General features: G+C 63.4%; 18 protein-coding genes. 5 read left to right on the top strand and 13 right to left on the bottom strand.

The features are described 5' to 3' along the window. Positions 1-167 precede the first annotated feature (167 nt). Positions 168-551, bottom strand: coding sequence for a 50S ribosomal protein L7/L12 (rplL, locus tag KBY72_RS05850; RefSeq protein ID WP_254960763.1), 384 nt, complete (start codon positions 549-551; stop codon positions 168-170). Between the two features lie 50 nt (positions 552-601). Beyond that, positions 602-1,126 (bottom strand): 50S ribosomal protein L10, encoded by a 525-nt coding sequence (gene rplJ / locus KBY72_RS05845; protein WP_106632875.1) that lies wholly within the window; start codon positions 1,124-1,126, stop codon positions 602-604. Positions 1,127-1,380: 254 nt separating this feature from the next. Between rplJ and KBY72_RS05840 the strand changes: the two genes are divergently transcribed. After that, positions 1,381-2,853 (top strand): ABC transporter permease subunit, encoded by a 1,473-nt coding sequence (locus KBY72_RS05840; protein ID WP_254960761.1) that lies wholly within the window; start codon positions 1,381-1,383, stop codon positions 2,851-2,853. Here the strand turns inward: KBY72_RS05840 and rplA are convergent. The 6 genes from rplA to gloA all read right to left on the bottom strand — a co-directional run bounded on the left by rplA (position 2,837) and on the right by gloA (position 8,408). Beyond that, a complete protein-coding gene (gene rplA / locus KBY72_RS05835) occupies positions 2,837-3,544 on the bottom strand; it encodes a 50S ribosomal protein L1 (RefSeq protein ID WP_254960759.1) in 708 nt (235 codons plus the stop codon). The two genes, KBY72_RS05840 and rplA, sit on opposite strands and share 17 nt — an antisense overlap. A 92-nt stretch (positions 3,545-3,636) precedes the next feature. Continuing rightward, positions 3,637-4,062 carry a 50S ribosomal protein L11 gene (rplK, locus tag KBY72_RS05830; protein ID WP_106632872.1) on the bottom strand — a complete coding sequence of 142 codons (426 nt, stop codon included), beginning with the start codon at positions 4,060-4,062 and terminating at the stop codon, positions 3,637-3,639. A 104-nt stretch (positions 4,063-4,166) separates the two neighbouring features. Beyond that, on the bottom strand, positions 4,167-4,733 hold the full coding sequence (gene nusG, locus KBY72_RS05825) for a transcription termination/antitermination protein NusG (protein WP_396093237.1): 567 nt from the start codon (positions 4,731-4,733) through the stop codon (positions 4,167-4,169). Between the two features lie 221 nt (positions 4,734-4,954). Continuing rightward, positions 4,955-5,215: a preprotein translocase subunit SecE gene (secE, locus tag KBY72_RS05820; protein WP_161956167.1), complete on the bottom strand. Its 261-nt coding sequence runs from the start codon at positions 5,213-5,215 to the stop codon at positions 4,955-4,957. Between the two features lie 47 nt (positions 5,216-5,262). Continuing rightward, entirely contained in the window at positions 5,263-8,004 is a 2,742-nt protein-coding gene (locus tag KBY72_RS05815; RefSeq protein WP_254993228.1) for an ATP-dependent Clp protease ATP-binding subunit, read from the bottom strand. A gap of 11 nt (positions 8,005-8,015) precedes the next feature. Continuing rightward, positions 8,016-8,408, bottom strand: coding sequence for a lactoylglutathione lyase (gene gloA / locus KBY72_RS05810; RefSeq protein WP_254941896.1), 393 nt, complete (start codon positions 8,406-8,408; stop codon positions 8,016-8,018). A gap of 141 nt (positions 8,409-8,549) precedes the next feature. On the opposite strand from gloA, the gene eno reads away from it, so the two are divergent. From eno to KBY72_RS05795, 3 genes are all read left to right on the top strand, one after another. After that, positions 8,550-9,845 (top strand): phosphopyruvate hydratase, encoded by a 1,296-nt coding sequence (gene eno, locus KBY72_RS05805; RefSeq protein ID WP_254932368.1) that lies wholly within the window; start codon positions 8,550-8,552, stop codon positions 9,843-9,845. Positions 9,846-9,935: 90 nt separating this feature from the next. After that, positions 9,936-10,670: a hypothetical protein gene (locus KBY72_RS05800; protein WP_254960754.1), complete on the top strand. Its 735-nt coding sequence runs from the start codon at positions 9,936-9,938 to the stop codon at positions 10,668-10,670. 40 nt (positions 10,671-10,710) lie between these two features. Then, positions 10,711-11,385: a GGDEF domain-containing protein gene (locus tag KBY72_RS05795; protein WP_254960753.1), complete on the top strand. Its 675-nt coding sequence runs from the start codon at positions 10,711-10,713 to the stop codon at positions 11,383-11,385. On the opposite strand, the gene KBY72_RS05790 is transcribed toward KBY72_RS05795, so the two are convergent. The 3 genes from KBY72_RS05790 to KBY72_RS05780 are packed head-to-tail and all read right to left on the bottom strand — an operon-like array spanning position 11,342 to position 13,748. Further along, positions 11,342-13,006 (bottom strand): ABC1 kinase family protein, encoded by a 1,665-nt coding sequence (locus KBY72_RS05790; RefSeq protein WP_254960799.1) that lies wholly within the window; start codon positions 13,004-13,006, stop codon positions 11,342-11,344. The two genes, KBY72_RS05795 and KBY72_RS05790, sit on opposite strands and share 44 nt — an antisense overlap. After that, a complete protein-coding gene (locus KBY72_RS05785) occupies positions 13,006-13,302 on the bottom strand; it encodes a hypothetical protein (RefSeq protein WP_254960752.1) in 297 nt (98 codons plus the stop codon). The genes KBY72_RS05790 and KBY72_RS05785 overlap by 1 nt, the downstream gene beginning before the upstream one ends. Beyond that, positions 13,299-13,748: a hypothetical protein gene (locus KBY72_RS05780; protein WP_254960750.1), complete on the bottom strand. Its 450-nt coding sequence runs from the start codon at positions 13,746-13,748 to the stop codon at positions 13,299-13,301. The genes KBY72_RS05785 and KBY72_RS05780 overlap by 4 nt, the downstream gene beginning before the upstream one ends. A 56-nt stretch (positions 13,749-13,804) precedes the next feature. Here KBY72_RS05780 and KBY72_RS05775 point away from each other — a divergent pair, with 56 nt between their 5' ends. After that, a complete protein-coding gene (locus KBY72_RS05775; RefSeq protein WP_254960749.1) occupies positions 13,805-13,978 on the top strand; it encodes a hypothetical protein in 174 nt (57 codons plus the stop codon). Positions 13,979-14,066: 88 nt separating this feature from the next. Here the strand turns inward: KBY72_RS05775 and KBY72_RS05770 are convergent, their stop codons facing one another. Further along, complete coding sequence (locus KBY72_RS05770) at positions 14,067-14,243, bottom strand: hypothetical protein (protein WP_254941892.1); 177 nt, start codon at positions 14,241-14,243, stop codon at positions 14,067-14,069. 108 nt (positions 14,244-14,351) lie between these two features. Then, positions 14,352-14,553, bottom strand: a 202-nt coding sequence (locus KBY72_RS05765; RefSeq protein WP_254993227.1) for a bifunctional ornithine acetyltransferase/N-acetylglutamate synthase, incomplete at its 5' end; no start/stop codon positions are given.

Raw genomic sequence — 14,553 nt, 5'->3', positions numbered from 1 at the left:
GACTCCCAGAATCGTTCCAACTCAGAGCCCTGCCTTCGGCGGGGCTTTTTTATTGGTCAGATCTTTTTGTTTGTTACTGCATCAAAAAACCGGCCCTGGAGGGACCGGTCTGATGGCAACGAAAGACGTTGGCAGAAAGGTGATAGGGCCCCGCAGGGCCCCAGCGATCACTTGATCGAAACCTTGCCGCCAACTTCTTCCACAGCTTTTTTGATGGATTCGGCTTCGCCTTTGGCGATGCCTTCCTTGATGGCGCAGGGAGCGCTTTCCACCAGGGCCTTGGCTTCGCCTAGGCCGAGGCCGGTGACTTCGCGGACGGCCTTGAGGACCTTGATCTTGGCAGCGGCGTCAAAGCTGTCGAGCATGACGTCGAATTCGGTCTGCTCCTCGACGGCTTCAGCGGCAGCAGCGGGAGCTGCGGCCATCATGACGCCCGCGGAAGCGGCGGCGGATACACCAAAAGCCTCTTCAATCTGCTTGACGAGCTCGGAAGCTTCAAGCAGGGAAAGAGTCTTCAGTGACTCGAGAATTTGGTCGGTTGTAGCGGACATGGTTGAGAATCAGCAACAGATCTGTTTGTGAACAGTCGGATCGGGGGAGCTCAGCTTTCGCCTTCGGCGTGCTGTTTGAGCGCCCGGGCAAGACCGGACGGAACCTCGTTGATACCCACGGCCAACTTGGTAGCCACGGCGTTGATCGCACCAGCGATCTGGGCCATGAGCACCTCCTTGGAGGGCAGATCTCCGATGGCCTTGATGTCTTTTTCGGAGAGGAGTTTGCCTTCGAAAAGGCCACCCTTCACCTCAGACTTCTTCGTGTCCTTCTGAAAGGACTGCACGGCCTTCACCGCACCACCCACATCGCCCTTAACAAGGACGAAAGCGTTGGAGCCGGTGAGCAGAGAATCGAGATTCGCCCAGGCGGTATTTCCATCAATGGCGCGGCGCATCAAGGTGTTTTTGGTCACCTTGCACACCCCCTTGCTGGCCTGCAGACGAATCCGCAGATCAGACATCTCCTTGATGGACAAGCCCTTGAAATCAAGGACAAGCGCCATTTCGGCCTCGCCGAGGAGCCCCTTGAGCTCATCGACGATCTGTTGCTTGCTCTCCAGCGTGCGGCCCATAGGAAAGGAACGGATCAGGGGAACAAGCCGGGAACGCAGCCCGGGACGCTGACTTTTCCCAAGGGAAAGGTCAACTCGAGGCCGCTGCACGCTCCACAACCCTTCCGGACGAATCCTTCTTGGTGCCAAACCTGTCGCGATCACCTCGGCAGGACTTACGGACCGAAATCCACCTGCTGTCTGGGGTAGGGCGCGTGCCCTTCTGGACAAAGCCAGTGGCCCACACTACACACCGCCCACACCCGAGCTCAGCCATGCCTGCCTCTCGCCGCCGCGGCGCCAAGCTGCTGCTCAGCTTGGTGATGGCCTTGGTGGTCGGCCTGGCGATTCCAGCTGGAGCGGCCCCCACCTGGACCGTAGGTACCGATCCCACCTATGCCCCCTTCGGCATGACTGATGGGGCCAGCGGCGAGCTGCGGGGCTTCGATATCGAACTGATCGAAGCGATCGCCAAGCGCACTGGCCAGCGGCTCAAGCTCACAGCTCTGCCCTTCGATGGCCTGATACCTGCCCTGCAGGCGGGCAACCTCGACCTGGCCATCAGCGCCATGACGATCACCGCAGAGCGGGCCGAAACCGTCGACTTTTCGCGCCCCTATTTTGCCGCTGGCTTGGGCATAGTTGTGCGGCGAGGCACCCGGGGCATCGCCAACCTCAAAGATCTAGAAGGGCGCACGATCGCCGTTCAGATCGGTTCCACCGGTGCAAAGGCCATGGCAGCCGTGCCGGGAGCCAAGCTCAGCACCTTTGATTCAGGTCCTCTTGCCCTGCAGGAGCTTCTGAACGGCCACGTGGAGGCCTACGTAAATGACCTGCCTGCCACCCTTTACGCGATCGAAACCGCTGGCCTCGATGGCATCGAGATCGCCGGCAAGCCCCTCACTAGCGACTTCTACGGCATCGCCTTCCCCAAGGGCTCTGGCCTGCGCGAAGCAGTAAACAAGGGGCTGGGCCAGGTACTGGCCGATGGCAGCTACGCCCGGATCTATGAGCGTTGGTTTGGGCAGAGCCCGCCAGCTCTACCCCAGCGAGCCCCTGCTCTCGATAGCCGCAGCGATAGCGCCGGACTTGACGGGGTGCAGTTGCTGCGCAATTTGATCCGCGGTGCGGGCGTGACCCTGGCGCTAACCCTCTGCTCCTTCGGCCTAGGCCTGATCGGAGCTGGCCTGGTAGCTGCGGGGCTACTGGGGGCCAACACAGTTTTGCAGCGCTGCTGCCGCATCTACGTCGACTTCTTTCGCGGCACGCCAATTTTGGTGCAGCTGTTCGTGATCTACTTCGGCGTGCCTGCCCTAGCCCGCCAACTGGGACTAGAGCTGCAACTAGATCGCTTCTCTGCCGCAGTGCTCGCCCTAGGGCTAAACGGCGCTGCCTACCTGGCGGAAACCCTACGAGCAGGAATTATTTCCATTGACCGGGGCCAATGGGAGGCCTCAAGGGCCCTGGGGCTCAAGCCCCTAAAGGCGCTGCAGCTAGTGATCTTGCCCCAGGCCCTGCAGCGGGTGCTGCCCTCCTTAGCCAATGAGTTCATCACGCTGATTAAGGACACCAGCCTGGCGGCGGTGATCGGCTTCGACGAACTTTTCCGCCAAGGGCAGCTGGTGGTGGCCACCAGCTACCGGGCGTTTGAGGTTTACCTAGCGGTGGCCTTGGTTTACCTAGTGATGACCACCACGGCCTCGCTGCTGTTCAAGCAGCTGGAGCGGCGACTCAGCCTTCCTGCTTGAGGTCCTGCAGGGCCGAGAAGTCAACTTCCACCGAGGGGCCCATGGTGGAGGTCACATAGAGGCTCCTCCAATAGCGGCCTTTGGCACCGCTGGGCCTATTGCGATCGATGGTCTCCTGCAGGGCCTTGAGGTTCTCGAGCAAGTTGACTGGAGTGAAGCTGGCCTTGCCAAAGCGCACGTGCACGATGCCACTGCGGTCGGCGCGGAACTCAAGTTTGCCGGCCTTGAACTCGTTGATGGCGCCAGCCAGATCGGTGGTGACGGTGCCTGCCTTGGGGTTGGGCATCAGGCCGCGGGGACCGAGCACCCGGCCCAGCTTGGCCACCTTGGGCATCATGTCCGGGGTGGCGATCAGCAGGTCGAAGTTCATCTCGCCTTTGGCGATCTGATCCACCAGATCGTCGTCACCAGCGAGGTCGGCGCCGGCAGCCTTGGCGGCGGCCACGGCTTCACCGCGGGCGATCACGGCAATGCGGATCGCCTGGCCGGTGCCGTGGGGCAGGGCCACGGTGGTGCGCAGCTGCTGGTCGGTGTACTTGGGATCGATCCCGAGACGCACGTGGGCCTCCAGGGTTTCGTCAAACTTGGCGTTGGCGTTGGTCTGAACCAGCTCAATGGCCTCGAGGGGGCTGTAGCTGCGGTCTTCGACCTTGGCGCTGATCGCTAAAAAGCGCTTGGAGATTTTCGGCATGGTGGGAATGGGGTACGGGCGATTCAGGGCGTGGCTGTTGAGCAGATGAACTGATCAAGGCTGCCTGGATCTCCCCCGGATAAGGGATGGAATTAATCGTTAACGGCGACGCCCATGTTGCGGGCGGTGCCTTCGATGATGCGCATGGCCGATTCAACGCTGGTGCAGTTGAGGTCGGGCAGCTTGGTCTTGGCGATCTCCTCGAGCTGGGCGCGGCTGATGGCACCCACCGAACCCTTGGCAGAGGTGGCGGCACCCTTCTCGATACCGGCTGCTTTCGAGATCAGCACGGAAGCGGGAGGGGTCTTGGTGATGAAGGTGAAGCTGCGGTCTTCAAAGACCGAAATTTCAACCGGGATCACATATCCAGCCTTCTCCTGCGTCCGAGCGTTGTACTCCTTGCAGAACGCCATGATGTTGACGCCGTGCTGACCGAGGGCAGGGCCCACCGGCGGCGCGGGGTTGGCTTTGCCGGCCTGGAGGGCCAGCTTGATAACGGCAACGACTTTCTTGGCCATCGTCTAAGGCTACGGGGCGAATCTGCGGATCACCCCCATCGCCGGGGATGTGAACTAAAACGGCCGCCCTCCGCAGGGAGACGGCCGCTGAGCGGGGCCGAAACCTAGCTCTGCTTGCTGATCTGGGAAAACTCGAGCTCCACCGGGGTTTCCCGGCCAAAGATCGAGAGCAGGGCCTTGAGCTTGTTGCGCTCGCCGGAAACCTCGATCACCTCGCCCTGGAAATCCTTGAAAGGACCAGCCGTGACCAGGATCTGATCGCCTTCGGCGAGATCCACCTTGACGACTGCCTTCTTTTCTGCGGCTCGCTTAAAGATGCGATCCACTTCCGTGCGGCTGAGCGGCCGGGGCTTGATGTGGCCGCGGGCCTTGGCCGTTGCGCGCCGCTCCTCTGCCCCCACGAAATTGATCACGTTGGGGGTGCTGCGCACGGCCATCATGGTGTCTTCGTCGAGCACCATTCGCACCAGCACGTAGCCGGGGAACACCTTTTCCTCCGTGCTCTGGCGCGAGCCATCCTTCTTCAGCTTCATCCCCGGGGTCTGGGGGATCTCGATCTCAAGGATCCGGTTGTCGACGCCCAAGGTGACGGCCCGCTGCTCGAGCGTGGCCTTCACCTTCTTCTCGCAGCTGGAGGCCACCTGCACCGCATACCAGCGGGCCACCTGCATCTTTTCAACCGGCGCCGGCGCTTCCAGCACTTGGGGCACCAGCTCGAGCTCTTCTGCCGCAAGCTCGAGCTCTTCTGCCGCAAGCTCGAGCTCTTCTGCCGCAAGCTCGAGCTCTTCTGCCGCAAGCTCAGTGGCTTCGATTTGGCTGTCGGTCAGGGACTCGGACACGGGGCTCAGGAAAGAAACGGGATCAACGGACGGGGGATCGACTACGGATCGGCTCAACGGAACACCTGATTGGCCCCCCAGCCATAAAAACGATCGATGGCGGCGATCGCTGCCGCCGAGAGACTCACCATCAAGATCACGGCCACCGATTCGCTGAACAGCTGCTGACGGCTGGGCCAAACGACTTTGCGTAGTTCCGCCAGGGTGGCGGCAGCAAAGCCATCAGGCACCGCCGAGGCTGCGGCAGGCGAGATGGACGCATCGGGGCTGGGTTCTGCCTCTTTGGAGTCGGGAGTTTGGGGGGTTGGGTCCACTGGCGCTCGCGCACGGGGGCGTCCGCGCGTACCGGCAAACGAACACCCTAGCCGAGGGGCACAAAGGTCAAGGGATTGCCCGGCTCAACACGCACGCCCCGTGCGCCACTGAAGCGCTCGGCCAGCAGCTCGGTGGCCAGGGGATTTTCCAGCTGGCGCCGCAGCACACGCCGCAGGGGCCGGGCGCCGTATTCGGGCTCGTAACCCTGCTCAGCCAGGGCCTGCACCACCGGCTCCGGCACCTCCAGCTCCAGGTGCTGCTCAGCCAGCAGCCGGGCCAGCTCGGCCAGTTGCAGGCGCACGATGCGCTGCAGGTCGGCTGGACCAAGGGGGCGGAAGCGGATCACCTCGTCAATGCGGTTAAGGAATTCCGGCCGAAACTGGCTGGCTAATGCCTGGTCTATTTGCTGGTCGAGCCAGGTCTGCTGATCGCGCCAGGCCTGCTGGTCAGGCTCCACGCCCGCCTCCCGTGCCGCCTTTGCACTGTCGAGGATGGCGCGGCTGGCCAGGTTGCTGGTCATGATCACCACCGTGTGGCGGAAGTCCACAGTGCGGCCCTGGGAATCGGTGAGGCGGCCGTCGTCGAGCACCTGCAGCAGCAAATTGAACACCTCCGGGTGGGCCTTCTCCACCTCATCAAGCAACAGCACCGCGTAGGGCCGGCGCCGCACCGCCTCGGTGAGCTGGCCGCCCTCCTCGTAGCCCACATAGCCAGGGGGTGCCCCCACCAGCCGGGCCACGGCGTTGCGCTCCATGAATTCGCTCATGTCGAGGCGCACCAGGGCGTCGTCCTCGTCGAAAAGCGCCGCCGCCAGAGCCTTGGCGAGCTCGGTTTTGCCCACGCCGGTGGGGCCCAGAAATAAAAACGAACCCACCGGCCGCGTTGGCGACTGCATACCGGCCCTAGCGCGGCGGATCGCCGCGGCCACCGCCGCCACCGCCTCTAGCTGGCCAACCACCCGCTCGCCCAGGAGTTGCTCCAGCTCCAGCAATTTCTGGCGCTCCCCCGCCAGCAGGCTCTGCACCGGAATGCCGGTCCAGCGGGCCACCACATCGGCGATGTCGCCCTCCTCCACCTGTTCACGCAGGATCGTCTCCCCCTTCAGTTCGGCCTCAAGAGTTTCGCGGCGCTGCTGCAAGCCATTGAGCTGGTCGTGCTGCAACCGGGCTGCTTCCTCATAGTCACCCTCCCGCTCGGCCTCGGTGATGGCGTGGCGTAGGTCTTCGTCTTGCTGCAACAGCTCCCGCAGCTCCGCCAGCCGCTCCCGCTCCGCCTGCCAGCGCTGCTGCAGTGCCTGCAAGGTCTCGGTGGCGCGGCGGCGCTGCTCCTGCAACTGCAGCCGCTCCTCCAGCGGCGCCGCCTCAGCCGAGAGCAGGGCCAGCTCCACCCGGCGCAGCTCGGCCTCAGCGGCTTCCACCAGCTGGGGCTTGGAGGTGACCTCCATGCGCAACTGGGCGGCAGCCTCATCCACCAGATCAATGGCCGAATCGGGCAAACAACGATCGGTGATGTAGCGGTCGGCCAAGCGGGTTGCCGCCACCAAAGCCTGGTCGGTGATGGCCACGCCGTGGTGCAACTCGTAGCGCTCCTTTAGGCCCCGCAGAATTTCCACACTGGTGTCGAGACCTGGCTCCTTGATCAGCACCTGCTGGAAGCGGCGCTCCAGGCCCGGATCCTTCTCGATGCTGCGGCGGTAGTCCTCGGCGGTGGTGGCGCCGATGCAGCGCAGGTAGCCCTGGGCCAGGGCTGGCTTGAGCACGCTGCCAGCGTCGGCATTGGAGCGATCGCCGCTCACCACCGTATGCAGCTCGTCGATAAACAGCACTACCCCGGCTGCCCCAGGAACGGCATCGGCGTCGTGCACCTCCTTAAGCACGGCCCGCAGGCGCTCCTCAAACTGGCCGCGAAACTTGGCCCCTGCGATCAAGGCGCCCAAATCCAGGGCCACCAGCCGCAGACCCTGGAGCGAGTCGGGCACTTCGCCGGCCACGATGCGCTGGGCCAGCAGCTCAGCCACGGCGGTCTTGCCGACGCCGGGCTCCCCAATCAGCACCGGGTTGTTCTTGCTGCGGCGTGAGAGCACCTGAATCAGGCGTCGCATCTCCAAGTCGCGGCCGATCACCGGGTCGAGTTCGCCGGCCCGGGCCGCCGCAGTGAGATCCCGGCCGTAGCGCTCCAGGGCGCTGGGCTCGGGCGGCTCCTGCTCCAGTGGGGCGGCAGCCTGTGGGGCGACGGCCAATGGGGCGGCAGCCACCGGCGCTAGCGGAGACGGGCCCGCGTCGATCCAAGCGTCGGGGGGGGGGGCTGGCGCCTGCGGAGGAGCAGGAGCCGGTGGGGCTGGGCTGGCAGGGGAGCCAGGCCGAAACTGGCGTTGCAGCAAGTCTTCGCTGAGCCCCTCAGCCGCCAGCAACGACGCCCCGATCCGGGGATCGCGCACCAAAGCGACCAGCAGGTGGGATACGTCTAAAAGAGAGTCCCCCCAGGCGGCCCGGCTGCGGTCCCCATCCTCGAGCAGATCCTCAAGGGCATCGCCGATGTACAGCTCACCGCCGGCGCTGCCGGGTTGGTCGACGCAGAAACTCTCGAGCTGATCGAGCAGGCGATCGGGCTCAAGCGGCAGGGGATCCAGCCAGCGCCCGAAACGTCTCTCCAGCAGCAGGGTCTGCAGCAGGTGCTCCACATCCATGGCGCCATGGCGCCAACGGCGAGCCGTGTCCTGGGAGGCCAAGAGCAACTCCCAGGCGTCTTCGCTGAAGCGATCTGGTTCGCTGGTGAGGCTTGGGGGCATGGGCTTAGCGGTCAGCCGCGGGAGGAGAGCTGGATTAGTTCCACCTTGTAGCCATCAGGATCTTCCACAAAGGCGATCACCGTGTTGCCGTGCTTCATCGGACCGGGTTCGCGCACCACCTTGCCGCCCTTAGCCCGGATTGCATCGCAAACCGACTGGATGTCCTCCACTCCTAGGGCGATGTGGCCATAGCCCGCACCAAGGTCGTAATGACTGGTGTCCCAGTTGTGAGTTAGCTCCAGCACGGTGGTGTCCCGCTCCTCGCCGTAACCCACAAAGGCGAGGGTGAAACGGCCTGAGGGATAGTCCTTGCGGCGCAGCATCCGCATCCCCAACACTTCCGTATAAAAGGTGAGGGAGCGCTCCAGATCGCCAACCCGGAGCATGGTGTGCAGCATGCGCATCAGCGGATCAGGCCAGGCATCAACCTGGGCACAACAAATTCCATTGTGGCGAGCAACCCCAAGGGCGGTACCCATCAGCACAAATGGATGGGTGGGGGTGACCCATAGGATCTCGACAGAGAGCGCCAATGGCACTTCAACGTGATCGATTCCCTCGACCTTGTTATTGACACCGTGGTGGCACGGGAGGTGTTGGATTCCCGCGGCACACCCACGGTGGAGGCCGAGGTGCTGCTGGAGGGAGGCGCCAGCGGCCGGGCGATTGTGCCGAGTGGCGCTAGCACCGGTGCCCATGAGGCCCATGAGCTGCGAGATGGCGGCAGCCGTTACTTCGGCAAGGGCGTCACCCAAGCCGTCAACAACATCGAAGAGCGAATCGCCCCGGCCCTTTGTGGCCTGAGCGCCCTTGACCAAAGCGCCGTGGACGGTGCCATGGCCGAACTCGACGGCAGTGACAACAAGTCCAGCCTCGGTGCCAACGCCGTGTTGGCCGTGAGCCTGGCCACCGCCCGGGCAGCCGCCAACGGCGTCGGCCTGCCCCTCTACCGCTACCTAGGCGGCCCGCTGGCCAACCTGTTGCCGGTGCCGCTGATGAATGTGATCAACGGCGGCGCCCACGCCTCCAACAACATGGATTTTCAGGAATTCATGTTGGTGCCCCATGGCGCCAGCAGCTTCCGCGAAGCCCTGCGCATGGGCGCGGAGGTGTTCCACACCCTCAAGGGTTTGCTGAGCAGCCAGGGCCTCTCAACCGCCGTTGGCGATGAGGGCGGCTTCGCTCCCGACCTGGCCAGCAATGACGCCGCCGGCGAACTGCTGATGCAAGCAATCGAGAAGGCCGGCTATCGGCCCGGCGACCAGATCTCCCTAGCTCTGGATGTGGCCAGTACCGAGTTTTTCAAAGATGGCCGCTACAACTTCGGCGGCGGCAGCTACAGCAGCGCCGAGATGGTGGACCAGTTAGCCCAGCTGGCCAGCCGGTTCCCGATCGTTTCAATTGAAGACGGCATCGCCGAAGACGACTGGGATGGTTGGGCCCTACTCACCGAGCGCCTTGGCAAAACGGTGCAGCTGGTGGGCGACGACCTGTTTGTGACCAACACCGCCCGGCTACAGCGGGGCATCGATCTTGGTGTCGCCAATTCAATTTTGATCAAAGTGAATCAGATCGGCTCGCTCACCGAAACCCTGCAGGCGATCGATCTAGCCGGCCGGGCTGGCTACACCAGTGTCATCAGCCACCGCTCCGGCGAAACCGAAGACACCACCATCGCCGACCTCGCCGTAGCCACCCGCGCCGGCCAGATCAAAACCGGATCCCTCAGTCGCTCCGATCGGGTGGCTAAATACAACCAACTGCTCCGGATTGAGGACGAACTCGGCAGCCAGGCGATCTACGCCGGCGCTGAAGACCGGGGCCCCCGCGGCAAAGCCTAAGTATTTATACCTCCCCCGTTGGAGGACGATAAATAAAAAGCAAGGGTCAGCCATTAAAGTTTCCTGAACACTTAGGGCCCGGAGGCGCTGTTGGCACCCGCCTCCCAAGACCCTCCCACCAAATTGGTGGCGTCTGAATTCACAGCAAAAAGCCCAGAGTTCAACGCAAAGGGCTTAACGCGCCTCTCCGCCTTGCTCGGCGCTATCGGCATAGTTGTCACAGGTGGAGCGTCCGTATTCACCTACCAGCTCCTGCACGAGCCTTTGGAGTCGGTTGGGGCCTCGGAGGTGAGTCACCTGGCCTCGGCCAAATGCACCGCCATTGCCCGCTCGCTCACAGCCCTTTCCCTGGCTCGCAGCGATGTGCAAAACGGGGAACCAGAGGGTGAGCGCACCGATCCCGATCCCAACGCGACCATCGGCGTAATCAGCCTCGGCAACTGGGATCTTGAGGATTTTCATACCAGCAGCATCTCCCAACAGGAAAGCCTGGCCATCCTGCGCCGTTTACCTCTAGATCCCCGCAACGATCCCCAGGCTCGATCAGTACGCACCGCCCTAAGCGGCGCCTCCCCTGAGCTCAGGGCCGACTTAAATCAGCCCCACTGCAATGGATTGGGCTACAACCTTGCCCCTATGGCGGTGCGGGCCTATCCAATACCGGGCCGCTCCAGTGGTTGGACAGCCTTTATCTACGGTCCATGGAACATACGGGGCAAGCAAAAAGCAGCCTTCTCCCTGGTAAATCTTTCGGCCAGCATGCTGGCGATCAGCGGCCACGATCAGGACCCAAGCCTGCAAGCGCCGGGCACTGCCCAAGCTTGAGCTAGAGCCAGAAGACCAAAAACTGGTAGGGCTGCGCATCGTGCCCTTTGCCAACCAGCTGGTCAGCACCCAGGTGAGCATTGACCACAACCGGCTCAACTGGACCTCCTGGCGCGCCACGGCCCTGGTTTTTCTGATGGGTTCACTGGCCACCATCTCATTGGTGCTGGTGAGTCGCAATTCGGAGATCCGGCTACGCCGGCTCAATGGAGCCCTGCTGCGCGAGAGCCGCACCGATGGGCTCACCCGCATCGCCAACCGCCGCGCCTGGGATGAGAGCCTCAATCTTGAAGAGAGCCGCCGCCAGCGACACGGCTATCAGTACGGGCTGGTGGTGGTTGATCTAAACGGCTTCAAGCAAATCAATGATGAGCAGGGCCATCAGATGGGAGACCAGGTGCAGAAGATCGCAGCCAGCCAGCTGGGCGCCCAAATGCGCGGCACGGATTTACTGGCCCGCGTTGGCGGCGACGAGTTCGCGCTGATGGTGTTCAACCCCAGCGCCTCCGGCTTGGATGAACTGGTGGATCGCCTGCGGGAGGCCCTGCAAGCCTGCGGCGTTCAAGCCTCGATCGGTGCAGCGATGAGTGAACCGCGAACCACTCTGGAGCAAACCTGGGCAAAAGCTGATGAGGCGATGTACACCTACAAGCCCCAAACCAGCAAAAAGCTCAACCCACGCCGGGCAATTGATCAATCCGGCCATCGCGCTTAAGCCGGCCCTGCAGCTTGACCCAGCTGAGCCCCACAGGCAGGCTGGCCAGCAGGGGAATGATTACTAAGGCCGGTCGAGCACTGACCGCCAGCAGGGCCGCTGCAACTGCCAAACCAGCTAGCAGCATCGACTGACCCGCAGCCTGCTGGGCCAGGGCCAAGCGCCGGAGCAGGCGATCCGTTTCGCCGGCGCGAATCTGCACCTGCAGGTCGCCCTGCTCGATGCGCGCCAGGCTGTCGTCTAATCGTTTGGGAATACCCAAGGCGCGGCTGCCCACCTCTGCCGCCTGGCGCGAGATTTCATTGAAGAGGTCGTTTGCACTACCGCCAACACCAGAACCACTGCCACCGCTTGAAGTCATTAGGGGAAGTAGGTAGGGGCGGGCAATCGCCACCAAACTAAAGCCGCTATCGAGGCTGCGGCCGACCCCCTCAAAGGTGGAGAGGGCCCGCATCACAAAGATCAGCTCTGGGGGCAACCTGAAGGGCTGTCCGTAAACCAGGTCGTATAAGTCGCCCGACAGGCGCTCAAGCACATTGGCGGAAAAAGGAGGCGTCAGCGCCTCTTCCAGCATCACCCTCACCAGGCGCCGCACCGGGCCCGGATCAACGCCAGGTGCAATCACACCCGCCTGCTGCAGCTCCTTGACCAAACCAGCTGCGTCTCGGCCAGCTGCTGCACGCACCATGCTGCCCAGGCGGCCCCGCAGGCGGCTGGAGAGCTGTCCCATCATGCCGAAGTCGTAGTAGATGAGGGCCCCATCGGCGGCAACGGCCAGGTTGCCGGGGTGGGGATCGGCGTGGAAAAAGCCAAACCGCACCAGCTGCTGCAGGTAGCTGGCGGCGCCCTTTTCCGCTACGGCGGCGGGCACGATTCCAGCCTCGATCAGGGCCTGGCGATCGGTGATCTTGATGCCGGGCACATAGTCGAGGCAAAGCACCCGGCGGGAACTCAATTCCCACACCACGGCTGGAATGCGGATGCCGGGATCGTCTAGAAACTGCTGGCGGAAGCGGGCCGCGTGCTCGGCCTCCAGCCGGAAGTCGAGCTCTCTGAGCAACACCCGCCGGCACTCCTGGGCAATGCCGATCCAGTCGCGGCCGCGGCCCCAGCGGGGATGGCGCTGCACCGCCGCGGCAACTTGTTGCATCACCTCAAGGTCGAGCCGGAAGGTGCGCTCCAAGCCAGGGCGCTGCACCTTGAACACCACCTGACGGCCGCTGCGCAGGCTGGCGCGGTGCACTTGGGCCAGGCTGGCCGAACCCAGCGGCTCGCTCTCCAGGTCAATGATCTCGGCGCAGCGCTCACCCAACTCCTGCTCCAGCAGGTCTTGCACCACCGCAAAGGGGAAGGCGGGAACCCGGTCCTGCAGGGTGGCTAGCTCCTCCACCAGTTCAGCGGGCAGCACGTCGGGACGGGCCGAAAGCAATTGGCCCAGCTTGATAAAGGCTGAGCCAAGCCCCAGGAATGCCTGGGTGAGCCAGCGGGCCCGGCGCCGCTGACGGCTCCGCTGCCGCTCTGGGGTGACACCACCGACATAGCTCCAGGCCTGGCCGTCCCACCACAGACCGAGCAGCAGGGCCAGGGCCAACCACCAGATGCGCAGCGGCCTACGCAGGATCACGAATCCTGGTCCAGTCGGCGAGCCATGGCCGCCACCCGGGCGCGCAGGGCATCGATTTGATCCTGAATATCCACAGCAGGCGCCGTGATGGCTACCTCCGGCTCGTCGTCCCTCTCGATCCGGGCAGCTTCTGCTTCCACTTCGTCCCAGAAAAGCTGAAACTCCTGACGCAGCCGCTCCGGAGCGTCCTGGGCCAGCAGAGCCAGATTGGCGGCCGCATCAACGAGGCCGCTGCCTAAGCGAGCCCCCAAGCGCTGCAAGGCAGCTTGGACAAGCGATTGCGGCGCACTCATTGGGGCCTGGCAGCAGGGGTGGACTGTGGCAGATCAGCGCCAGGCAAATCTGGAGGCGGCGGGGCATCCAGGCTTGGCGCGTCAGCGGGGACAGCCTGGGCTTCCGGTTCAGCCGCGGGCGAGGGCAACTCCTGGGGCGGCTCAGCTTCGCTGGCGGCGGGAGCCGCTGTATCGGGTTGCTGCTCTAACTGCAAAAGATCCGCGTCACCGCGGATGTCCTGGTTTTCAGCGCCAAACCGCAGCCGCAGGCTCTCCAGCGAGGTGCCCGGGAAGGGCCGCACCTCAAAGGCCTGACCAAGGCGCACCAAGGAAGGCAGCTGCAGAGCAAGCAGCCGCTGGGTGACGCCATAACCGAGGCCAAAGCAAAAGCCCACCAGCAATGGCACCTGCCAGCGGGGGCGTGGCTGGGATGGCGGAGCTGCTGAAACCGAAGCCACTTGAGCCATAGGTGCCAAATCTAGGGGGAGGGGCTTTGCTGGGGCGAGTCCCCGCCTAAGAACAGATGGCCCTGATTCCCCGCTGGCGCTTCATGAGCGACGAGGCGAAGGATTTGACAAAGCGCACTGCGGTGTCGTTGCTGGTGGTGTTGCTGGTGGCGGTTGTATTTAGAGCGCTGCTGCCATGGGCGCTACTGGGGCTGGTTATTTGGTGGATTTGGAGAGCTATCAACAAATAAAAGCCAATAAAAAAGCGGACCCGTCCAGGACCGCTCGATGACCAAACCCAAATATATCACAATTTGTAACGGCCCAGGCGGAGCTCTGTCAGGCGGCCTGCTGGTCCTTAGCCCAGGCTCTCTCAAGGGAGCTCCTGAACTGCTCGGTGCCGGACGGGGCGCCGATTAGGTGCCTGCGAAACAGGCTGGTCAAGCGCCAAAACTTGATTCCTGCCGCGATTGCAAAAACCGCCCAGGGCACAAGCATCCATAGGGGGTTGCTCATCGCTGCTGCTCTCCTCGACCAAGACCTTTAATCACATTTGGAATTCTAATCACTGTAGGAATTCCAACGGCGATGGGCTGAAGACTCGTTTGGTTTGCCTTCAGATAATTAGGTCGTGTAATCGGCGTTGATGCGGACATATTGAGCCGAAAGGTCGCAGCCCCAGGCGACACCTGTGCCGGGGCCATCGCCCACCACCAGGCGAATAATCACCGTGTCGCTCTGCAGATAGGTGCTGGCGGCGGCGCGATCGAAAGCCAGGGGCTGGCCAGCGGCCATCAGCTGGTGCTCGCCCAGCCACAGGGCCACC

This window comes from Cyanobium sp. BA5m-21 (genome assembly GCF_024346235.1).
Classification (GTDB): Bacteria; Cyanobacteriota; Cyanobacteriia; order PCC-6307; family Cyanobiaceae; genus Cyanobium_A; species Cyanobium_A usitatum.
This window is presented reverse-complemented; position numbering and strand designations above follow the sequence as displayed.